This window comes from Candidatus Pacearchaeota archaeon (assembly GCA_035404185.1).
Lineage (GTDB): Bacteria > Patescibacteriota > Minisyncoccia > Minisyncoccales > Minisyncoccaceae > UBA2211.
This window is the reverse complement of sequence record DAONGN010000001.1, coordinates 467,893-489,860: the sequence shown is the minus strand read 5'-3', so window position 1 is coordinate 489,860 and position 21,968 is coordinate 467,893. Positions and strand designations below refer to the sequence as shown.

The 21,968-nt window shown below is 32.3% G+C and carries 27 protein-coding genes and 3 tRNA genes; 28 read left to right on the top strand and 2 right to left on the bottom strand.

Features of this window, described 5'->3' with window-relative positions; genetic code table 11:
* Positions 1 to 40: 40 nt before the first annotated feature.
* The 21 genes from rpsP to rplL all read left to right on the top strand — a co-directional run bounded on the left by rpsP (position 41) and on the right by rplL (position 13,308).
* Positions 41 to 424, top strand: a complete 384-nt coding sequence (rpsP, locus tag PLD14_02790; GenBank protein HPR80126.1) for a 30S ribosomal protein S16 — start codon at positions 41 to 43, stop codon at positions 422 to 424.
* 59 nt (positions 425 to 483) lie between these two features.
* A complete protein-coding gene (locus tag PLD14_02785; GenBank protein ID HPR80125.1) occupies positions 484 to 885 on the top strand; it encodes a KH domain-containing protein in 402 nt (133 codons plus the stop codon).
* A gap of 114 nt (positions 886 to 999) precedes the next feature.
* Positions 1,000 to 1,569, top strand: coding sequence for a hypothetical protein (locus PLD14_02780; GenBank protein HPR80124.1), 570 nt, complete (start codon positions 1,000 to 1,002; stop codon positions 1,567 to 1,569).
* Positions 1,559 to 2,269, top strand: coding sequence for a nucleotidyl transferase AbiEii/AbiGii toxin family protein (locus tag PLD14_02775; GenBank protein HPR80123.1), 711 nt, complete (start codon positions 1,559 to 1,561; stop codon positions 2,267 to 2,269). Before PLD14_02780 ends, PLD14_02775 begins: the two co-directional genes overlap by 11 nt.
* 1 nt (position 2,270) lies before the next feature.
* Positions 2,271 to 2,942, top strand: coding sequence for a tRNA (guanosine(37)-N1)-methyltransferase TrmD (trmD, locus tag PLD14_02770; protein ID HPR80122.1), 672 nt, complete (start codon positions 2,271 to 2,273; stop codon positions 2,940 to 2,942).
* 131 nt (positions 2,943 to 3,073) lie between these two features.
* Positions 3,074 to 3,145, top strand: a tRNA-Thr gene (locus PLD14_02765).
* A 25-nt stretch (positions 3,146 to 3,170) separates the two neighbouring features.
* Positions 3,171 to 3,332 (top strand): 50S ribosomal protein L33, encoded by a 162-nt coding sequence (gene rpmG, locus PLD14_02760; protein HPR80121.1) that lies wholly within the window; start codon positions 3,171 to 3,173, stop codon positions 3,330 to 3,332.
* A gap of 24 nt (positions 3,333 to 3,356) precedes the next feature.
* A tRNA-Trp gene (locus tag PLD14_02755) sits at positions 3,357 to 3,431 on the top strand.
* A gap of 87 nt (positions 3,432 to 3,518) precedes the next feature.
* Positions 3,519 to 4,130 (top strand): hypothetical protein, encoded by a 612-nt coding sequence (locus PLD14_02750; protein ID HPR80120.1) that lies wholly within the window; start codon positions 3,519 to 3,521, stop codon positions 4,128 to 4,130.
* 20 nt (positions 4,131 to 4,150) lie between these two features.
* A complete protein-coding gene (locus PLD14_02745) occupies positions 4,151 to 4,357 on the top strand; it encodes a hypothetical protein (GenBank protein ID HPR80119.1) in 207 nt (68 codons plus the stop codon).
* A 388-nt stretch (positions 4,358 to 4,745) separates the two neighbouring features.
* Complete coding sequence (locus PLD14_02740; GenBank protein ID HPR80118.1) at positions 4,746 to 5,591, top strand: alpha/beta hydrolase; 846 nt, start codon at positions 4,746 to 4,748, stop codon at positions 5,589 to 5,591.
* Positions 5,592 to 5,603: 12 nt separating this feature from the next.
* Entirely contained in the window at positions 5,604 to 7,346 is a 1,743-nt protein-coding gene (locus PLD14_02735; protein ID HPR80117.1) for an ABC transporter ATP-binding protein, read from the top strand.
* Complete coding sequence (locus PLD14_02730; GenBank protein ID HPR80116.1) at positions 7,330 to 9,084, top strand: ABC transporter ATP-binding protein; 1,755 nt, start codon at positions 7,330 to 7,332, stop codon at positions 9,082 to 9,084. The genes PLD14_02735 and PLD14_02730 overlap by 17 nt, the downstream gene beginning before the upstream one ends.
* Before the next feature lie 174 nt (positions 9,085 to 9,258).
* Complete coding sequence (locus tag PLD14_02725) at positions 9,259 to 9,459, top strand: cold shock domain-containing protein (GenBank protein HPR80115.1); 201 nt, start codon at positions 9,259 to 9,261, stop codon at positions 9,457 to 9,459.
* 77 nt (positions 9,460 to 9,536) lie between these two features.
* Positions 9,537 to 10,058: a hypothetical protein gene (locus tag PLD14_02720; GenBank protein HPR80114.1), complete on the top strand. Its 522-nt coding sequence runs from the start codon at positions 9,537 to 9,539 to the stop codon at positions 10,056 to 10,058.
* A gap of 255 nt (positions 10,059 to 10,313) precedes the next feature.
* Positions 10,314 to 10,823 carry a GNAT family protein gene (locus PLD14_02715; protein ID HPR80113.1) on the top strand — a complete coding sequence of 170 codons (510 nt, stop codon included), beginning with the start codon at positions 10,314 to 10,316 and terminating at the stop codon, positions 10,821 to 10,823.
* A 2-nt stretch (positions 10,824 to 10,825) separates the two neighbouring features.
* Positions 10,826 to 11,242, top strand: a complete 417-nt coding sequence (locus PLD14_02710; GenBank protein HPR80112.1) for a hypothetical protein — start codon at positions 10,826 to 10,828, stop codon at positions 11,240 to 11,242.
* Positions 11,243 to 11,327: 85 nt separating this feature from the next.
* Positions 11,328 to 11,660 carry a hypothetical protein gene (locus PLD14_02705; protein HPR80111.1) on the top strand — a complete coding sequence of 111 codons (333 nt, stop codon included), beginning with the start codon at positions 11,328 to 11,330 and terminating at the stop codon, positions 11,658 to 11,660.
* A 26-nt stretch (positions 11,661 to 11,686) separates the two neighbouring features.
* The gene (locus tag PLD14_02700) at positions 11,687 to 12,229 is read left to right on the top strand and encodes a DJ-1/PfpI family protein (protein ID HPR80110.1); all 543 of its coding nucleotides are present in this window, start codon (positions 11,687 to 11,689) and stop codon (positions 12,227 to 12,229) included.
* Between the two features lie 125 nt (positions 12,230 to 12,354).
* Positions 12,355 to 12,876: a 50S ribosomal protein L10 gene (gene rplJ, locus PLD14_02695; GenBank protein HPR80109.1), complete on the top strand. Its 522-nt coding sequence runs from the start codon at positions 12,355 to 12,357 to the stop codon at positions 12,874 to 12,876.
* Positions 12,877 to 12,897: 21 nt separating this feature from the next.
* Entirely contained in the window at positions 12,898 to 13,308 is a 411-nt protein-coding gene (gene rplL, locus PLD14_02690; protein HPR80108.1) for a 50S ribosomal protein L7/L12, read from the top strand.
* Between the two features lie 836 nt (positions 13,309 to 14,144).
* Here the strand turns inward: rplL and PLD14_02685 are convergent.
* Both PLD14_02685 and PLD14_02680 read right to left on the bottom strand, forming a co-directional pair.
* Positions 14,145 to 14,867, bottom strand: a complete 723-nt coding sequence (locus PLD14_02685; protein HPR80107.1) for a thioredoxin family protein — start codon at positions 14,865 to 14,867, stop codon at positions 14,145 to 14,147.
* A 96-nt stretch (positions 14,868 to 14,963) separates the two neighbouring features.
* A complete protein-coding gene (locus PLD14_02680; GenBank protein ID HPR80106.1) occupies positions 14,964 to 15,194 on the bottom strand; it encodes a hypothetical protein in 231 nt (76 codons plus the stop codon).
* A 353-nt stretch (positions 15,195 to 15,547) separates the two neighbouring features.
* Between PLD14_02680 and PLD14_02675 the strand changes: the two genes are divergently transcribed.
* The 7 genes from PLD14_02675 (at position 15,548) to PLD14_02645 (ending at position 21,903) form a co-directional block, all read left to right on the top strand.
* A complete protein-coding gene (locus PLD14_02675; GenBank protein HPR80105.1) occupies positions 15,548 to 15,772 on the top strand; it encodes a hypothetical protein in 225 nt (74 codons plus the stop codon).
* Positions 15,769 to 18,282: an ATP-dependent Clp protease ATP-binding subunit gene (locus PLD14_02670; GenBank protein ID HPR80104.1), complete on the top strand. Its 2,514-nt coding sequence runs from the start codon at positions 15,769 to 15,771 to the stop codon at positions 18,280 to 18,282. The genes PLD14_02675 and PLD14_02670 overlap by 4 nt, the downstream gene beginning before the upstream one ends.
* A gap of 207 nt (positions 18,283 to 18,489) precedes the next feature.
* Entirely contained in the window at positions 18,490 to 18,921 is a 432-nt protein-coding gene (gene mraZ / locus PLD14_02665; protein HPR80103.1) for a division/cell wall cluster transcriptional repressor MraZ, read from the top strand.
* 1 nt (position 18,922) lies between these two features.
* Positions 18,923 to 19,789 carry a 16S rRNA (cytosine(1402)-N(4))-methyltransferase RsmH gene (rsmH, locus tag PLD14_02660; GenBank protein ID HPR80102.1) on the top strand — a complete coding sequence of 289 codons (867 nt, stop codon included), beginning with the start codon at positions 18,923 to 18,925 and terminating at the stop codon, positions 19,787 to 19,789.
* On the top strand, positions 19,786 to 20,082 hold the full coding sequence (locus tag PLD14_02655; protein ID HPR80101.1) for a hypothetical protein: 297 nt from the start codon (positions 19,786 to 19,788) through the stop codon (positions 20,080 to 20,082). The genes rsmH and PLD14_02655 overlap by 4 nt, the downstream gene beginning before the upstream one ends.
* Before the next feature lie 6 nt (positions 20,083 to 20,088).
* The gene (locus PLD14_02650) at positions 20,089 to 21,798 is read left to right on the top strand and encodes a penicillin-binding protein 2 (GenBank protein ID HPR80100.1); all 1,710 of its coding nucleotides are present in this window, start codon (positions 20,089 to 20,091) and stop codon (positions 21,796 to 21,798) included.
* Positions 21,799 to 21,827: 29 nt separating this feature from the next.
* Positions 21,828 to 21,903, top strand: a tRNA-Glu gene (locus tag PLD14_02645).
* Positions 21,904 to 21,968: the final 65 nt, after the last annotated feature.

Sequence of the window (21,968 nt, the reverse complement as noted above, 5' to 3'; positions counted from 1 at the left end):
TAATAGTGTAAGATATTTTTGTAATTAATAATAACCGAATATGTTAGTAATCAGATTATTTAGAACAGGAAAGAAAAAACAGCCTTCATACAAGGTTGTCGTTACCGACAGAAACAATCCACCTCAGGGAGGAAAGTTTGTCGAGCAAGTTGGATTTTATAATCCTCTAACCAAAGAGAAAACCTTGCACGCAGAAAGGATTCAATACTGGATGGGTGTAGGAGCAATACCTTCAGACACAGTTTATAACATCCTTATTAACGAAAGTATTGTAAAAGGAGAAAAAAAGAAAATTGTTTTCAAAAAGAAAAAAAAGGCAGTTGCCGAACCAGCACCAGTTGCTACTCCTACTCCTAAAGTAGAAGAAGCTCCAAAAACAGAAGAAACAGCTCCCGTAGCAGAAGAAGCTCAACAGGCAGAATAGTTTTAATCTATTCTTGCTTTTTTATACCTTAACATTGGAAAAGGGTAGCAAGTAATATAATGATAAAAGGAAAGGTCGAACTACCCGGTGAAAAGTATTTAGAAATAAAACGAACTAGCATGGCAGAAGCAAAAGATATCGAATTTCTTGAGTTTATCGTTAAAACACTAGTTGATCATCCAACTGATGTCAAAGTAGAAAGAAAAGTTGACGAAATGGGTGTTCTTTTAACAGTAAAAGTAAACCCAGAAGACATGGGTCAGTTAATCGGAAGAGAAGGTTCAACAGCTAGGGCAATTAGAAACCTAGTTAGAATCATTGGTCTTAAGAATCACGCCAGAGTTAACCTAAAGATTGAAGAACCTGAAGGTGGCTCTAGAAGAAAGCCTCAAGAAGCTGCACCCGCAGCCGAAGCTCCTTCAACAAATATTACTGAAGACTTCGAGGATTTCAAGATTTAATTGTTTATACAATACAAAGAGTCCCGTAAGGGGCTTTTTTGTTTACTCCTCTTGACATAATTTATTAATAATGTATGATGGAAGTAAGAAAAAACACAACCTCCATCATACATTATGGATAATGCAATCACAAAACTATATAAAACCTCTAAAAAAGTCTTGACTAATAAAGATTTGTCTTTAATTTGGGAGGAAAAAGACACAAAAAAACTTAAATCTAAAATAGCTTATTATGTAAAACAAGGGAATTTAATTAAAATATCTAGAGGAATTTTTAGTAAGGATAAAAATTATGATCCTAAAGAATTAGCTACTAGCATTTATTCTCCTTCATACATTAGTTTTGAAACCGTGCTAAGAGAGACTGGCATTATTTTTCAATATTACGAAACAATATTCATTGCAGCTAAGTGGCCTCAAAAAAAAGAAATTGATGGCAAGTCTTTTACAATAAGACGATTAAAAAATTCTGTTTTATATAATCCAGAAGGAATTATTCAAAATGACAATTATAGTATTGCTACCCCCGAGAGAGCTTTCCTAGATACGATATATCTTTTCCCTAGTTACTATTTTGACAATTTAAAACCGTTAAATTGGGAAAAATGTTTTAAATTAGTCAAAATATATAACAACAAACAGTTAGTAGAAAGATTAATTAAATATCAAAAAAATGTTGAATAAAGAGAAGCACCAACTAATAATGGGACAGATATTAAAAGATATTTATACAGATATTTCCATTGCCTCGCTTTTAGGATTTAAGGGTGGAACCTGTGCATATTTTTTTTATAATTTGCCTCGCTTTTCTGTAGACCTTGATTTTGATATATTTTCTTATGATGAAAATGATCAAACGGAAGTTTTTGAAAAAGTTGTTAAAATTTTAGAAAAATATGGAACAGTAAAAGATAAGCACATTAAAAAATTTACTATTTTCGTCCTGCTTTCTTATGGCGAAGCTGATCTTAATATTAAAATCGAGATAAACACAAGACGATTAATTGAAAATGTTAAAGATAAATACGAATTAAAGGAATATCTTGGTATTTCAATGTTGGTAGCAAAAAAAGAGTATTTGTTTGCTGGAAAACTTTCTGCTTTAACATTAAGAACTACTACAGCGATGAGAGATGTTTATGATATCTATTATTTTACTAAAAATAATTGGGACATAGACAATGAAATCGTAAAGTCAATAACCGGAGTAGAAACAAAAAAGCAGTTAAAGAATTGTTTAGATATTATTGAAAAAATAAAAAGTAATGAAATAATGACTGGATTGGGGGAATTAGTTAATGAAAAAGAAAAAAAATGGATTAAGAGTAGTCTGAAAAATGAAACCATTTTCATGTTAAAAAATTATATTGCTTCTATAAAATAACATGCAATTTAATATTATCACAATTTTCCCCAATCTTTTTGATTCATACTTAAATGAATCATTTATCAAGAAAGCCTCGGACAAAGGCATTCTTAAGATTAATGTTCATGATTTGAGAAAATGGACTGACAATGAAAGAAAAACAGTCGATGACCGGCCATACGGCGGGGGACTGGGAATGGTTTTAAAAGTTGAACCGATATTCAAAGCAGTTGAAGAAATACTAAAAAAGAATAAAAAGAAAAGTAGAGTAATCTTGTTTACTCCAAGAGGAAAGACCTTTAATCAGAAGAAAGCTTTTCAATTGAGTAAATACGATAATCTTATTTTTATCTGTGGTCGATATGAAGGAGTGGATGAAAGAGTGGCTAAATATATTGCTGATGAAGAAATATCAATCGGAGAATATGATTTAATGGGTGGGGAATTACCAGCAATGATTGTGATTGAAACAATTTCTCGTTTAGTTCCTAATGTTTTGGGAAAGCCATCTTTTTTAAAAGAAAGAATGACTAAAAAGGGCGGCTTTATCGAATATCCTGAATATACCAGACCGGAAGTATTTATTCCTCAAAAAGGAAAAAAATGGAAAGTTCCTCCAATTCTTTTGTCAGGTCATCAAAAGAAAATACAAGAATGGAAAGAGCAAAGAATGAAGGTTATTGAAAAATAATCAACATTTTGCTATCATTGTTTCATTGGGCGATTACCAAAGTAGTCAAACGGGTCTGACTGTAAATCAGATGGCTTCGGCCTTCGGGGGTGCAAGTCCCTCATCGCCCACCAAGCCGTGGAAGGGAAAGTGCCGATGTAGTTCAGTGGTAGAACATTCCCTTGGTAAGGGAAAGGTCGTGGGTCCGATTCTCACCATCGGCTCAGAGAGAATATATAAATAAAAAATATGGCAACAAAAAAGAAAAAAAGAACAAAGGTTGTTTGTACCGCTTGCAAGAAAACGTCTTACTTTACTAATAAGACAAAACAAGTTGAAGATAAATTAGAAATGAGTAAGTTTTGCAAAGAGTGCAAAAAGCACACAACTTTTAAAGAAGTAAAGAGATAAGAGGGAAGTGCTCCCTTTTGTTTTAGGGGCGTAAGCTCAACGGCAAACTGTCTCTCTCCAAAAGAGATCTTGAGGGTTCGAATCCTTCCGCCCCTGCCATTGACTAAGTACAGTTATTATTGTATCGTATATACATCTCGAAAGAGATGTTTTACTGTTATTGAACATTAAAAATGGGGGTAAAAAATGGAGCAAAGCAACGCCCGAAAAATCATGGGGCTTAACTATTTTGGCATCGAAGAAGCGATTGAGCATTTCGGAGTTATTCCGACAGAAGAGGAACTCGCCAATCTCGCAAATGTTCCTTTCTCTTGGGCATCACTGAGAAGGCTAAAAAAGACGCACATCCTTGTTGCCGTATTTCCTTTATCAATTATCGAAATCCGTGCCAGGGTAAGGGAAAATCTTTTTTTCAAGTGCTGGGATGATTACAGCGGAGCCTTTCTCGAAGAAAAAGAAACAGCCCGTTGGCGATTAGTTCGTAAAAACCAGGTTACTGGTTCATTCATGAAATCTCAGTCAAAACAAGAGAAGTTGCTGAACGAAAAAGAAGAAATGCCAACCGCGAGAGTGTTGGTTTACACAATTATCGGACAATGCCTCGCGCATGATGAATTCTTATTTGACTGGGGCTGGGCTCGCACATCTTCTGTGAAAAACGGCTACAGTGTAAGCATCGGTGATTTTCATCACCTGGACGGCATCTTGTATCAATTTTCAGGCGGACTAAGTTTCAGACTCGATGATTGCGATAGTGGAATAGGCAATTTAGGCATTTCGTCCGCCATTAAACCATAATAATCACTGGAGGTAAGTTGATGAAACTAGAATTAGATCCAAGTGACTTAAGCTCTGAGTATCAAAAAGGAACACCCCAAGACGTTGATCAGAATTGTTCTACGTCTCAGGTAACATTTGATAAACTTAACCTAAAAGCTCAGGCTACTGTTCGCGCGGCAGGAAAAGCCATTTTCTTTTCTTGGGATCGGCAAACATATAATGCCGTTTATCCCCCAAAAGAATGATGCTTAAAAGAAAACGTCTGGAACCTATTAAAACAATCCATTGAGATTGAGACGTAAGGTTTCTTTTTTTTATACATAATTTAATCTAAAAAAGGTTCCAAGTTCGTCCCACCGCCTCTGCAAAATAAGATCGACTATTGAAAGCGAGAATTCTTTGCCATCTTCACAAATTGCAATTAATCTTTAAGGAATTGGTTCCTAATTAAATGGAGGGCTTATTAATTATTAAATTTAACCCTCTTTTTTTATATATAATTTTTAACATCAAAATATTTCTAATATTATCTACTAACAACTGCAAAATATTTTTATTTAAAAATTCGAATCATATCTAATAAATATATAATCAACTGTTAGTTAATACTCTTTTATGATAAAATGTTAAATAATGAAATTCAAAAAAAATACAATTACAATTAATAATAGAAAATTTTTCTATTTAGATAATAATGTTCCTAAAAGAGTTATAATTTTATTACACGGTTTTCCTGGCAATCATCTAGGATTGGTCGAATTGGCAAATTATATAGGTGGTAATAACTATAGATTAATAATACCTGACTTGCCAGCTTGCGGATCTTCAGATCCTTTAGAAAAAAAACATAATCTTAAAAATTATAGTGATTGGTTGAACGATTTTTTAAAAAATCTATCTATAAACGAAGCTATCATTATTGGCCATTCTTTTGGTTCAAGAATAGCTTTAGTCTTTACTAATTATTATCCTAAAAAAGTTGAAAGACTTGTTCTTATTACGCCAGTTTTAAAAGTAGATGGATTACTTAATAGAATTATTTCAATCTACTATGGAATTACTGGCATATTGCCTGAATATTTACAGAAAATAATGCTTTCTAACGGATTCGGTAAAAAAGTAGGCGATAAGATTATTTTTAAATCAGCTAATCCTAAGATACATGAAAAAATAATAAATAGAGATATTAAAGAAATTAAAAAAATAAAACCTCGGGTGAGTATTGAAATATTTAATGAATTTTATAAATTTAGTTTAATTTCAACAGGTAAAGAAATTAAAAAACATTCTTTGATTATTGCTGGTGAATCAGATAGAATCTCTCCATTGGGTCCAATCAGAGAATTAGTTAGTCAATTATCTAATGTTAAATTAGAAATTATGAAAAATTGTGGACATCTTGTACCATTAGAAAAGCCAAAAAATACAGCAAATATTATTAAAAAATGGCTAAAGAAAAATGAAATTATGATTAAGTAAATAAACTGTTATATGCAAAAAATAGATAAAAAGAGGGTGGGGAAACAGAATATTTTTGAACTCCTTAAATCATATATACTATTAGTTATACTCTTGATTTTTCTTACTCTAATTGCTAATGGATTGAATCTTTTTGTCCCAAAAATTATCTCTACTGCTATAGACACCTACTCAAAGAGTGGTTTTATTATAAGTAATATTATTATTGAATTCTTTTTAGTAATTTTGGCTATTTTTATTTTTTCTTATCTCCAAAGCCTGGTCCAAATATATGCCTCTGAACGAGTTGCTCGCGACATTCGTAAACAGTTTGTTGATAAAGTGTCCGTTCAAGAATATTCGTATATAAATAAAATAACTCCAGAAAAACTACTAACTAATTTAACCTCAGATATTGATGCTATAAAAATATTTGTTTCTCAGGCACTAGTTTCTATAATCTCATCTGTCTTTTTAATTATCGGCGCCAGCATTATGCTCCTCTTAATAGATTGGAAATTAGCACTTGCTGTTCTTGCTATTATGCCCCTTATTGCTATTACTTTCTTTTTTATTTCTACAAAGGTAACCAAACTATTTAAAAGATCTCAAGAAGCTATTGATTGGCTAAATAAAATAATTCATGAAAGCATTTTCGGAGCATCTTTGATTCGCATTTTAAATGCTGAACAAATTGAAGCTGAAAAATTTCTTGCTGCTAATACTGAAGCAAAAAGTGTTAGTATGAGCATCTTGCGTCTTTTCTCGAGCTTAATGCCAATTATTAGCTTTCTTGCCAATATTGCAACATTAATAGTTGTTTCTCTCGGTGGCTACTTTGTTATTAATGGAGCAATGACTCTTGGAAACTTCACTGCCTTCAATAGCTATATTTCTATTCTTATTTTTCCAATAATTCTTTTAGGCTTCATGAGTAGTGCCATTGCTCAATCAAATGCCTCTTACAATCGTATTCTTGAGGTATTAAACGCTCCGAAAGAAAAAGATAACGGAACTTTAATTACGAACATAAAAGGAGATATTAATGTTAATAATATTTCTGTACGCTTTGGAGAAAAAGAAGTTGTTAAAAATGTTTCCTTTAATATAAAGGCAGGAAGCAAAACTGCAATTATAGGACCGACTGCTGCCGGTAAAACTCAACTCTTATATGTTTTAACTGGATTATTGAAACCGACTTCTGGGAACATTCAATATGACGATAAAGATATAAATAATTATGAAAAGTCATCATTTCATGGCCAAGTTGGTTTTGTCTTCCAAGACAGTATTGTTTTTAATATGACTTTGAGAGAAAATATTGCTTTTAGTAATACTGTAGATGATGAATCTCTTAAAAAAGCTATTGATACGTCTGAACTTAATGACTTCATAGAAGCTCTTCCTAATAAATTAGATACAATCGTCTCAGAAAGAGGAACTAGTCTTTCCGGAGGACAAAAACAACGCATTATGCTTGCTCGTGCCCTTGCTTTAAATCCAAAAGTTCTTTTTCTTGATGATTTTACTGCCAGAGTTGATACGATGACAGAACAAAAGATAATCGAAAATATTGATAAAAATTATCCTAACTTAACTCTCATTTCCATTGCTCAGAAAATTGCTTCAGTTGATAATTATGACAAAATTATTCTTTTGATGGAGGGAGAACTTTTAGCAATGGGAACTCATGAAAAATTAATGAAAACTTCACCAGAATATGTTCAAATATATAAATCGCAACGTAGCATAAACACATATGAATTACAAGCTTAAAATCGACAATAATGAACAAATAGGAGTTTTCCGCACGGCTTTTGAAAGGTTAACGCCTCTATTGGTTAACGAAAAGAAAAATTTAATCATTGCTTTAACAGCTGTTTTAATTAGTTCAGCTACCACTCTTTATGCTCCTATTCTCATCAGCGACATTATTGATAAATATATTCAAAACGGTAATCTTAAAGGAGTATTAATGTTTTCGGCCATTCTTCTCTTAATGTATCTTTTTAATCTTTTTTCAACCTATACCCAAATGGCAACAATGGGGGGAGTAGGACGAAGAATGCTTTTTAATCTTCGCAACGCCTTATTCAACAAGCTCCAAGAATTGCCAGTAGCATTTTTTGACCAAAATAAAACTGGAGATCTTATCTCTCGTATTAATAATGATACTGATAAATTAAACCAATTCTTTTCTCAAGCTCTAATGCAGTTTGTTAACAACATAATGATAATCATTGGAGCGGGAATATTTCTTTTAGTACTAAATATTCGTCTCGGTTTTAGTGCCTTAATTCCTGCTTTGGGCGTATTAATACTAACACAATTACTTTCTAATTGGGTACGTAAGGCTAATTTAAAAAGCTTGCAAGCATTAGGAACCATGAGTGCTGAAATACAGGAAAGTTTCAATAACTTTAAAGTAATTGTTGCTTTTAATCGTCTTGATTATTTTCGCAATAAGTTCAAACAAGTTAATGATGATAATTATAAAGCATCAATAAGTTCCGGCATTGCTAGTAATATTTTTTTACCCATTTATACTTTAGCTGGAAATATCGCTCAACTTATTATTTTGTCTTTTGGCATCTATCTTATCACTCAAGGCAATCTTACTGTTGGTCTACTAATAGCTTTCTTGCTTTATGTCAATAATTTCTACAATCCTCTAAGACAAATGGCTGCAGTCTGGTCATCTTTACAATTAGCTTTGGCTGGAATTGATCGTATTTCAGAAATCCTTGAATTAGAATCAGATATGCCAATAATAATCTCAGAAAGTTTTGATAAAAAATCTATATTGGAATTCAGAAATGTTTCTTTTTCATACCCTAATGGAAGTGAAGTCTTGCATAATATCAACTTTAGCCTAGAAAGAGGAAAGACCTATGCTATTGTTGGTCCGACTGGGGGTGGTAAAACAACCACTGCTTCACTTATGGCCAGACTATACGATCCGACAAAAGGAATAGTTTTGCTTGACGGATTAGATATCCGTTCATATAAACATAGCGAACGCACACAAAAAATAGGATTTATTCTTCAAGAACCATTCCTTTTTGCTGGAACTATTATGGATAATATTATTTGTGGAAATGAAAAATATATTAATTATTCAAAAAAGCAACTAATAGAAGCTTTGAAAGAACTAAACCTTTTTAATCTTCTTGACCATTTCGAAAAGGGAATTGATACAAAAATACTCTCAAGTGGAGATACTATGAGCTTGGGACAGAAACAATTAATTGCTTTTATTAGGGCAATTCTACGTAATCCAGAAGTATTAATTCTTGACGAAGCAACAGCTAATGTTGATACACTGACAGAACAATTACTTGAAGAAATATTAAGAAAATTGCCAAAATCGACAACTAAAATTATTATTGCCCATCGTTTAAATACAATTGAAAATGCTGATCAGATATTCTTTGTTAATGCAGGCGATATTACTCTTGCGGGATCAATGAAAGAAGCAGTTGGTATGTTAATGCACGGAAAAAGAGAAAGTTAATTTATAATAAAAATAATTTTTATTTTTAAAAATGTTAACAATTTGAGTTGACCGATTTAGTATTGAATGCTACCATTATTTAGTAAGATAGTTACTTAATAGTAATTTAGTCGAGATTATTCAAGGAGCTAAGCTTTAGGGTAAAACCTTAAAAATTAATCAAATAACTTTTAAATCATGGAAGGAACAATTAAAAACCTTACAGACAAAGGATTCGGCTTCATCACAGTTGATGGAGAAGAAAAAGATTTATTTTTTCACAGTAATGAACTTAAGGGCGTAAGCTACGACGAGTTGAAAACTGGTGACAGAGTATCTTTTGAAAAAGGTGAATCTCCAAAAGGACCTAACGCAGTAAACGTTAGCCGTATCTAAGGAAATCAAACAGAACCAAGCTCTTCTAGGGCTTGGTTTTTTGTTTACATTAAAAATAGGACTGGTATAATAAATATATGGAAAATCTACAACAAAGAATAATAAAAGGGGTAAATATATTCAAAAACAAAAATTTACTTTTTATTACTATTTGTTTAATTTCATCAATTATATCAATTTTTGCTATCCCTTTGTTTATTAAAGGTTCTTTTAGCGAACAAGAAATTAACGAAGGAATAAAACAAGTTGGTGCAACCTATGGGGGAGCACTAACTTTTTCAGCTAGTGAAATGATAGCTTCAATGATTTTAATGTTTCAGCTTTCAATTATTTCAACACTTTTAGTAATAGTCGCCTATATTGTCAAACAAATGATAGATAAAAAAATGTTCCGTATGAATAAATGGAGAGATTGGAGATTCTTTCTTTACATTTCAGCAATATCATTGATCATTGTTGATTTTTTCCAAAAAATAATATTTGCTATTGGAAACGATTTTATAACCAATCTAATGCTAACAATTATATCTTGCTTTATAACAGTCATCTTTTCTTCGATAATCTTACCCGAAGAAATACCAGAGATAAAAATGCAATAAAAAAAGTCTACGCGTAAGATTTCCTTGAAGGAAAATTTTCGTAGACAGCATTAGGATTAGCAGCAAGCCTCCTGTTTCTTTTCACCTGCTCGTTTGTTGGAGCAGGAGATCTATTCCCATTAATACAATCCTTGATTAATCTGTTCCTTTGACCCATAGGGGTTCCTGGTTTAAAAATGGGCATAAAAGTACCTTCGCCATAATAACATAATTATAATATTTGTCAATCTGAAAGCATTTTGATATAATTAATACATGGAAAAGATAATTTTTAGAGAACCAGCAATAAGTGATGTAAAATCAGCCCTCGAAATGATTAATTCTTTGGTGAAAGAAAAAGCATATATATTAGCTCAAGAAAAACTAACATTAAATGAAGAGAAAAAATTCTTTAAGAAATTATTAAAAGAAATAGAAACAAAGACAAGGGTTACTTTAATAATAGATGTTAGTGAAAAGTGCTGTGGTATTGGTGATATTTCGTTGATTGATAAAGGAGTAAGAAAACATGTTGGTGAATTAGGAATATTATTAAAAAAAGAAATAAGGGGAAGGGGATTAGGAGAAAAATTATTAAAAAAAGTTATAGAAAAAGCTCATAAGGAATTGAAAGTTAAAATAGTAACTCTTTATGCCTATTCAAAGAACAAGGTCGCCATCAATTTATATAAAAAGATGGGGTTCAAAAAATTAGGCACCATTAAAAAGGGAGCAAGCCATTACGGAAAATTAATGGATAAAGATATAATGGTTAAATATATATAAATATGACAAAAACAAAAACAATAATGACAATTTATCTCTATGTAGTTTCCTTGATTAGCTTGATATTCTTTGCTGTAGGAACAGGCACACTAATCAACACTGCTCTTAAAGCCTACGTTTTTCCTGAGGTAGAGAAAAGAGACTATGGTATGTGTATTAATCAACCATATTTTTATTCAGCAGTTGATGCTGAAAAATTAAAACAAAGCTCAGCCTTAACTGTAGATGAAAAAACCCAAATAGATAATATGATTAGAGATTATGAAAACTGGAAGGCCACAAACACTGGAGATGCCTGTATTAAATCAGAAAGACAGAAAAGAATGTTAGATGCTATAACAATGATACTGATTGCTTTCCCATTGTATATAATTCATTGGAAAATGGCTAGGAAAGAAAGACAAGAAGCTGATAGCTAATATGTGGAAGAGGGCAGTTGCCCTCTTTTTTGTTTCATAGTAGAATATATTTAGAGTTATTTAACAAATTTAAGAGGTTAAAACTATGGATGTGGTTATCAAAGAACTAATGAACGTAACTCATATTGTTTTAAAGAAAAAACATATTGAGTTTCATGAACTTGAAGTGCTATTAGAAAAACTCTTGGAAGTTGATGAGATAGAAATAAAGGGAAGGAATCGCAACGATGGCACAATATATTCAATTAAACTTCCTAATGAGTATAAAAGTCTTCCCCGACTTAAATATATTTTAAAAAAATGGATTAAAGAAAGATCCTCTGGCAAAGAAGAAAAGACTAACTATGTCTTAGGAGAAGAAAGCGATAAAACTTCTCAATTCGATAACAAAATAACCTACATATCATCAAAGCCCTAATCGGCTCTCTTTTTTTATAAAAAAATATGATACAATACTTACATATGAAAAAAGCTATTATTATTGTTGCTTCAAAAGATTTCCGTGATGAAGAATATTTTGTCACCAAAGAGGTTCTTGAAAATAATGGAATTTCTGTTAAGACAGCTTGCGACAAAAATAGGGCTATTGGAAAATTCGGAGGCGAAGCAATCGCTGATATTTTAATTAATGATTTAAATGTTGACGATTTTGACGCCATTATTTTCGCAGGAGGGCAAGGAGCAGTAAAACTTTTAGACAACGAACTTACATATACGATTATAAGGAGGGCAGTAGCTATAAAAAAGATACTAGCCGCCATTTGTATTACTCCAACAATCTTAGCCAAGGCTGGGGTATTAAAAGGAAAAAAAGCAACTGTCTGGTCTACTGATATGGATAAGACAGGAATTAAGATTGTCCAATTAAATGATGGAATATATCAAAGAAGCTCTATAGTTAAAGATGGTAATATTATAACCGCAGAAAATGCTGAGTTTGCACAGGAGTTTGGTGAGGCTATTGCCGAAGAGTTGACAAAAATATAAAAATAGATATAATAGCAGTATAAATAAATAATTCCACAGAAAATAGGCATTTATAAGTCCTATTGAGGAAAAAACAATAGCAATATTGTGTTGGTCGTCTGTGGAATCACAGATTTTTTAATTATATGGCATTAACAAGAGAACAAAAACAAAAAATCATTACTGATCTTGAAACCAAGATTGAAAAGCAAAAATCAATAGTTTTCATGGACTTCAGCAAAATCAAGGTTAAAGAATTGGCTAAGTTAAGAGAAAACTTAAAAAAAGAAGGTAGTGAAATGAAGGTGGCCAAGAAGAGTTTAATGGAAATAGCTCTTAAAAATAAAAATGTAGAACTTGGTTTAAAAAAATTAGAAGGAGAAGTAGCAATAGTATTCGGTTACGAAGACGAAATTGCTCCAAGTAAAATAGTATATCAATTCTCTAAAGAGAATAAAAACGCTAAAATATTAGGAGGATTTCTAGAAAACAAGTTTTGCGAAATGGCCGATGTTATCAAATTAGCCGAATTACCAAGCAAAGAACAGTTATTGGGAATGCTTGTTGGAACATTATCCGCTCCAGCAACAAACTTAGTAGGAGTTCTTTCTGGAAATATGAGGAAATTGGTATTAGCCCTTTCCCAAATAAGAGATCAAAAAGCATAATAAATAATAAAATATAAAAATATGGCAGAAGAAACAACAATCGAAGTTCCTGAAAAGTTCAAAAAGCTAGTTGAAGAAATAGAAAAAATGTCTGTTTTGGATCTAGCTGAATTAGTAAAGGTATTAGAAAAGAAGTTTGGTGTATCAGCCGCTCCTCAGATGATGGCAGCAGCCGCAGCTCCAGCAGCCGCCGGTGCAGCCGTAGAAGAAAAATCTTCTTTCAATGTAGTATTAACATCGGCTGGTGACAAAAAGATTGAGGTCATCAAAGTTGTAAGAGACTTGACTCAAAAAGGATTAAAAGAAGCCAAGGACTTAGTTGACGCTATTGCTACCGCTCCTCAAACAATAAAGGAGGATGCTAAGAAGGAAGAAGCTGAAGAAATGAAAAAGAAATTTACAGAAGCAGGTGCAACTGTAGAACTAAAATAAGGATAACAAAATGACTCCGTGAAAGCGGAGTTTTTTGTTTAGAAAAAGGAATGCCGCGTAAACAATATTTTGCTTACGCGGCCGGTGTTTGAAACAAGAAGATTAATTGGGGAGAGGGCTTTCGGGATTATCAAGTCTACTTGAATTAAATTCTTTCGATCTGTTGATCCTTCCCTTTGGATGCCCTTACCTTGTAGTTGTTTGTAGCAACTACTTCACTTTATTAGTGTGGTTCCTAGTTAGCTGTTTAGCTTTTTAGCAATTCTCCCTTTTGTATTGCTAATTTTTGTTCGTAGATCGCGGAGAGGGACGAGAAAAAGCTGATCTTCCAGGAGTGTGAGCGGGTATCGATGTCGCTAAACAATGTGAGAGCAGAAACGCTTCTCTGAGATAACGGCTCTAACGCTCCTATGATGAGCTATAACCATTTGGACTCGTCGCCTTACACAATAAGTGAAGAATAACATCCTCACTATCCAGCGGCGCTAAACGCGCCGAATTGTCAAAGATTTTTTATCATTGAAGTCCTCCTTGCGAGGGGTCCGGGCAGGCCAGGATTACGTCGGGAAGATCTCGTTCATCACATGAGTGTTGATTCTTATTACAATCATATTCCCACCACCTCCGTAGGGGAAATTTGACATTCCACAGTGCTATACTTGCCACATTTGGTGGCTGTTTTTAAAGATGATAGTCTCTAAAAACAACCACCAAAATCAATCTTCTTATTTAATATAAAATGAACTATTTAACTTACAAATACATTATAAATATTTTATTAATTTTGTCAAGAGAAGGTGGAGAAAACAAAAACACCCTTTCGGGTGCCTTGTAAATTACTTACAAATACTAGCTGGTTGATTTCCTGTAGCAAGACAGATAATATTCTTTAAAGATGTTTTTTCTGACTCTTCTCCAGCTGATTCACCTGATCCTACTCTATAATACTTACAACCAATTACTAAGGTAGGAACTCCTCCCGTACTGTATTTTGAAAAAACATCATAGTCTGTTTCAGAATCAATATTTTCGTGATAAGAAATAGTGTCTCCAAATTGATCAATCACACTCTTAAGTATTGGTTCTTCCCATTGACAATGAGGACAGCTTGACGAACCAAAAAAATATACTATTGGTTTTTCATTTTCAGTACAAACCTCTGTATCTTTTGCTTCGCTAAAACCTCCATCTAGTTGAGTTCCGGTACTTTCCACTGTTCCAGTTGTGTCAGTTGTTGCTGTCGTGTCTGTTGTTTTGTCCATATCAAATGGTTCACTAGCAAAAAGATACCTTCCATCAACACTCACATATGAACCAAATTGATTCCCAGAAACATCAAGAGTTATTTTTCTTAAATTTCCTATTTGTTCCTTATCAACGCTAATCAATTTTGCTGTTGTACCAGCAGCCACCAAGTTTTTGTTAATATATTCTATTGCCTTTTCTGCTGCTTTCTTAGGAGAACCAATCATTGTTTGAGAAAGTAGACCTGCTAAAACGATAGAAACAACTGCAAGAATTATGGTGGCAATTTTCCACCTATCTAACTTCATTTTCATGACGTATTTTTTTTATTATTATATTTCTAATTATATCACCCAAGAATAAAAAAGCAATATACAAGCCCCGCACTCGCGGGGCTATTGATTAAAAAATTATTCTTCTTCGTCTGCATCATCATCGTCAAGTTCTTCGTCAATATCGTCATCATCATCGTCATCAATATCGTCATCGTCATCAGCCTCAGCTTCGTCATCATCGTCAAAAAAATCATCTTCATTGTCATATTCGCAGGTGACTTTTTCTGTTTTTTCTTCAGCTTCACAAGACTCATCTTCTCCTAATACTGACTCAACTTCTTCGTTTATTTTTTCTTCAAAAATCATAAATTTTATTAAAGGTTAATTGTGAACACTTTATCTTTTTTAAAAAAGATAAAAATTATTATTTTTTGTTATAAAGTGCCGACCTTTTTCTATTGATGATATCCATTATAATTATGGAAAAATTATTGTCAAGTATTAAATTATGGACATTTTAATAGTAAGCAGTTATAATCAATACAACGACATAAAAATCGCCAAAAAGAATGAATATTTTTATCAAATATCTATACTGGCAACTAGTACTCACACCAAAAAAAGTTTTATCTATTTTAAAAAACTATCTTATTTTTGGGCTCGACTTCTTTTCTATAAATGAAACGTTACACTCTCTTTTTTCACCCTGGAGAAGATACATGTGGGATTATGGTCGAGGATTTGATATTGGCAGATATATTGAAACGTTTGCATCAAACATTATTACTAGAGTAATTGGATTTGTAATGAGACTTTTCTTGATTACTTTGTTTTTAATCTACGAAGTTATTGTTTTAATAATAGGAACTATCTTATTCTTTACTTCTATTATTTATCCATTCCTATTTATCATAGCTATAATATACGGCTTTAAATACTTATGATTAATTTAGAAAAAACAGAAATATACGAAGTAACACAGATGGAGCCATTCTTTTGGTGTCTTAAATTAATTCAAAAGCTTTCTTTGTTAATTTTTGGAATCTTTTTATTATTTTATCTCTACAACACTTTTAAAAGTAATGACACAAATCAATTATTTGGTTCAATAATTATTTTTTTCTCGCTTTTTATTTTAACAAAAAACTTAAATTCATTTTTTGATGAATATCTTAAAAAGCCGAAGAAAAAAATATCTCTTGAGCAAGCTCTAACTGATAAAAAAGAAAATCTAGCTCAGTTTCTTAATCTGAAATCAGCCAAATACTTGGATGAAGCAATTAAAGACTCTAAAAAAAATGGATTGCATTATCCTAATTATGAAACCATCCTTAAAGCTTTTTTAGACATTAAGAACCAAAGAATAATTTTTATCTTCTCAAGATTATTAATTGATCTAAATGGATTAAAAAAAGAATTAGAATCAAAAAACTGCTTAACACAAATAACAAGAGAAGAATTTGAAGCTGTTTTTGAAGAAGCCGGAAAAATATCATTAAAAAGAGAAGGAAAAGAAATAAAGGAAGGGGATATTATTGCTGCCTTAGTTAAGGTAGAGCCAAACTTAAAACAAATAATTATAGAATCAGATCTTGAAGAAGAATATTTTGAAGAAATAAATGATTGGCTGGAAAGAATTTATCTAAAGATGAAGAAGAATAAACAGTTCTGGTCTTATGAAAATCTACTTAAATTTGGATCACTCGGAAAAGATTGGACCGCTGGTTATACGCCCACGCTAGATAGCTACTCAATTGATTGGACAGATATTGTAAAAAGAAGGGGATTTGAAGATATTGTCGGACACAAAGATAAAATATCGCAATTGGAAAGAATCTTATCAAAAAAAGACGCTGGCAATGCTTTAATTATTGGAGAGCCTGGAGTGGGAAGAAAAAATATTATTCATGGATTAATTAAAAAAAGTTTAATTGGCCAGTCTTTACCGAATGTAAATAATAATCGCTTTATAGAATTGGACATAGTGTTACTTTCTTCAACAACAACTTCCTTTGAACAAATGGAAAAAACACTAGAACAGTGCTTCAGAGAGGTTACTAACGCTGGTAATGTTATTTTGATAATTAATGACTTTCACGATTTCTTAGGAGGAAAACAAAAAGCAGGAATAGTTGATGTTTCGGGAATTATTGGACCATATTTGAATTCTCCAAACTTTAAAACTATTTGTTTAACCTCTTATAAGGGATTGCATCAATACATAGAAGATAAACCATCTCTTTTGGCTCAATTCCAAAAAATAGAAGTAGAAGAAATGGAACCTGAGGAAACTTTAAAAGTTTTAGAAAATCAAGTTTTTATATTAGAAACTAAACATCAAAAATTTATTCCTTTTAATTCTTTAAAAGAAACTATTACTTTATGCGAAAAATATATTTCTAATTATCCTTTTCCGCAAAAAGCAATTAATCTTTTAGAAGAGGCGGTAATATATAGCGGAAGAGATACTGAAACAAATATTGTCTTACCAGAACATATTGATATGATGCTTTCCGAAAAAACAAAAATACCAGTAGGAAAAATAAGGAGCAAAGAAAAAGAAATACTATTAGGCCTTGAAGATATTCTGCACAAAAGAGTGGTTGGACAGCAAGAAGCTATTAGCGAGATATCTTCAGCCTTAAGAAGGGCTAGAACAGGCGTGCAGACAAGAAAAGGACCAATGGGAAGCTTTTTATTCTTAGGACCAACTGGTGTGGGAAAAACAGAAACTGCTAAAGCTTTAACAGAAACATATTTTGGCTCAGAAGAAAAAATGATAAGAATTGACATGTCTGAATTCCAAAGAATTGATGATATCCCAAGACTTCTTGGCTCAGAAAAACAGCCAGGCATCTTAACTTCTCAAGTTTTAGAAAATCCATTCTCTTTGGTATTACTAGATGAAGTAGAAAAAGCTCATCCAGACATTCTTAATGTTTTTCTTCAGGTTTTAGACGAAGGATACGTTAACGATAATTTAGGAAGGAAAATCAGCTTTACTAACACAATCATCATTGCAACATCAAATGCCGGCTACCAAACGATATTAAAGGCAATAGCAGAGAATAAAGAGATGCCAGAGATTAAAAAAGATCTTATTGCTGCTATTTTTGAAAAAGGAACATTCAGGCCAGAATTTATAAACAGATTTGATGGAACAATAATCTTTAGATCTTTAACTAAAGAAGATTTACTAACAATTGCCCAGATACAGCTAAATAAATTAAATAGTAATTTAAAAACGAAAAAGATAGAACTGATCATTACTGAAGAATTAAAAAATAAAATAGTTGAGTTGAGTTATGATCCAGTCTTCGGAGCAAGAGAGATGAAAAGGGTTATTCAAGATAAGGTTGAAAATACTGTTGCGAGAGCCTTATTAAATGATGCGATTCCTCAGGGAAGTAAAATCCAAATGGATCCTAATACTTTCGCAATAAATATCTCTTAATTCAGAATTAAATTGTGGACAATTAACACCTAAAACGGTGTTTTTTGTTTGCCTGTGGATAACTCGGATAAACCTTTTAAAATAAAGGGATTTTGATGTGTTGATGAGTGGTTGACAAGTTTTTTCGAGTGGTGTAAAATGGTCTTACAGTGTTAATAAGTGGGGAAAAGTGTGGAAAACATAAAAACGTAGTGGATAACCATCTTTATGATCATCGGTCAATACAATTACAATTTGGATCCAAAGAAGAGATTAACAATCCCTACTAAATTTAGAAGTGTTTTAGGTGAAGGCGCTGTCATAACCAGAGGTATTGACGGATGCCTTTTTTTATACCCACAAAAACAATGGAACGAACTAGCTGATAAATTAAGTAAACTTCCTTTATCACAATCAAATGCCAGGAGCTTTGCAAGAGTAATGTTAGCTGGCGCGATGGATGTTAAAGTTGACAGCTTAGGAAGAATCCTTATCCCTGATTATTTAAAAGAATATGCAAAATTAAACAAAAGCGTAGTAATCGCCGGTTTATACGACAGAATCGAAATTTGGGATGAAGAAGCTTGGAAGAAATACGGACAAACAACTAACACTCAAGTTGAGGGCATGGCTGAAGGATTAAAAGAATTAGGAATATAAGATGCACATACCAGTATTATTAAAAGAAGTTATTGAATATTTAGATGTTAAGCCAAATGGAAATTATATTGACTGTACACTAAATGGCGGAGGACACACCAGAGAGATATTGAAAAAAAATGGTCCAGACGGAAAAGTATTAGGAATAGAGATAGATAAAGAGATATTTGAAAAAATAGAAAAAGAAAAAATAGAAAGATTAATTCCAGTAAATGATTCATACGTTAACGTTAAAAAGATAACAGAAGAGAAAGAATTCAGTAGTGTTAAAGGAATATTGTTTGATATCGGAATGTCTTCTTACCACGTTGACGAAGCAGAAAGGGGATTCAGCTTTAACAAAGACGAACCGCTGATAATGAATTACTCAACTGGATTAACCGCCGAAAAAATACTAAACGAATGGAGCGAAGATGAAATTGAAAAAATATTAAGAGAATACGGAGAAGAAAAGTTTAGCAAAAAGATAGCGAAAAAGATTGTTGAAACAAGAAAAAGAGAAAAGATAAAAAGTACCTTACAGTTAGTGAATATTATAAAGGAAGCGACCCCCGGATGGTATCACCACGGTAAAACAAACCTTGCAACGAGAACCTTTCAAGCGCTTCGTATCAAAGTCAATAATGAGCTAGATAACTTCCGTAAAGCGCTTCCAGAGGCTTTAAGCCTATTAGAAAAAGATGGAGTATTAGTAGTTATTTCCTTTCACTCTTTAGAAGATAGGGTAATTAAGGAATTTTTGAAAGAAAAAGAAAAAAACGGAGAATTAAAAATATTAACTAAAAAACCGATTGTTCCTGAGGATCAAGAAAAACAACTTAATCCAAGAAGCAGATCGTCTAAATTAAGAGCAGCAATAAAAATATGACTATAGCAAAAAACAATTCACAAAGATTCTTCATGATGATAACACTAGCTTCTTTAGCCTTAGTTTGCTTTTATGTTTTTCAAGTAGTAAAATTAACAGAATCAGGTTATATTAAAGGAGAAAGGGAAGTAACTATCAAAGAATTAAGAAAAGAAGTATCTTTGTTAAAGGTTTCGGTTTCAAAAGATAGAAATCTCGTTAATATTGAAGAAAAGGTTTTGGAAGAAGGATTCGAAAAAATGAGTGAGTTAAGTTACATCGTTGTTCCTGAAGCATCTGTTGCTTCCAAATAGTTTCTTATGTCTAATCTAAGAATAAACATCGTAATGGTCATCGTCTTTTTAATAGGAGGGATAGTTTTATCCCGCTTATTTTATTTACAAATAGATCAAGGGGAATACTACAAAGCGATGGCTCAAGGCCAACAAACCTCTTTGTCTGAAACTCAAGGAGAAAGGGGAGAAGTAACATTTAAAAACGGTGAGATGCTAGCAATGACTGAAAAAGAACCGTATCTTTTTATTTCTCCAGAAGAAATAAAAGAAAAAGAATCTACTGCTCAAATATTAGCAGAAAAAATAGGCAAAGATGCATCCTCTCTTTTAAGTTTAATGAGTAAAGAGGGAAGTTATTACGAAATATTGGAAGAAAACATAGATAAAACCAAATCCGATGAAATTTCTGAATTAGGTTTGGATGGGGTTCATATTGGATATAAAACTAAAAGATATTATCCCCAAGAAGAAACAGCTTCTCAAATCATAGGCTTTATCAACCAAGAAGGATTAGGCCAATATGGATTAGAAAGCTATTACGACAAACAAATAAAAGGAGAATCTACTATTTCAAAGACAGAAAAAAATCCTTGGAGCTTTCTTTTTAAACTTTCTGAAAAAGAATCTCTTGATGGAGCTTCTTTAGAATTAACTATCGATTACAATATTCAATATATGGCTGAAAAATTGTTGAATGAAGGCGTTAAAAAATATGATGCCGAAGGAGGTGAAATTATTGTCATGGATCCCAACACAGGAGCAATCATTGCTATGGCTCAAAATCCTAATTTTAATCCCAATAATTATGAAAGGGCAACAATGGAATCTTTTCAAAACTCTTGTATTCAAAAATTATTTGAGCCAGGCTCTATTTTTAAACCAATAACTATGTCTATGGCTATCAATGAAAAAGTTGTAACTCCTGATACTGTTTTTGACGATAAATTAGGTTATGCCCTATATGGAAAATACAAAGTATACAATTATTCAGAAAAAGCTTGGGGAAAAGTAACTATGACTGAGGTTCTGCAAAACTCTATTAATACTGGAGTAATGTATGCGGAAAGTCTAATAGGAAATACTAAATTTTATAATTATTTAAAATCATTTGGATTTTTCGAAGGTACTGGCATTGACTTAAGTGGAGAAATATCTTCAAAAAATAATCAACTATCAGAAGCATTAAAAAATAATAATTCGAATAATACCAGCTTCCCAAACACTGCTTTTGGACAGGGAATAGGAATAACTCCTCTACAAATGATTAGAGCTTTTTCTGCCGCTATCAACGGAGGAATATTATATAAACCATATGTCGTTGAAACAATAACAACGGCCAATGGAACAAAAAAAATAGAACCAACCGTTTTAAAAGAAAATGTTATATCACCAGAAACTAGTACCACACTAAAAAGCATGCTTACTAATGTGGTTGAAAAGGGATTTGGACACTTGGCTAAAGTTCCTGGTTATTGGATTGGAGGAAAAACAGGAACATCACAGGTTCCTTACACTTCTTTGGGGATAAATAAAGCAGGGTATTCAGATCATACTTGGCAGACATTTATGGGTTTTGCTCCAGCCTTTGATCCTAAATTTATTATTCTCGTAAAATTAAATAATCCAACAGCTACAAAAACTTCGGAGTATTCAGCAGTACCTATTTTTCACGATTTAGCAAAGTACATATTTGATTACTGGCAAATTCCACCTGAACGCGACTTGGACAAATAACATCATATATGTTATTTAGATAATGTATTGGTCCTATCGTCTAGAGGCCTAGGACATTAGATTCTCAATCTAAGAACACCGGTTCGAATCCGGTTAGGACCGCCAATTCATCTTTTTTCTTTATGGTTCGAATCCTTTCTCCCCTACAGGTTGTACTATTGACAATATAT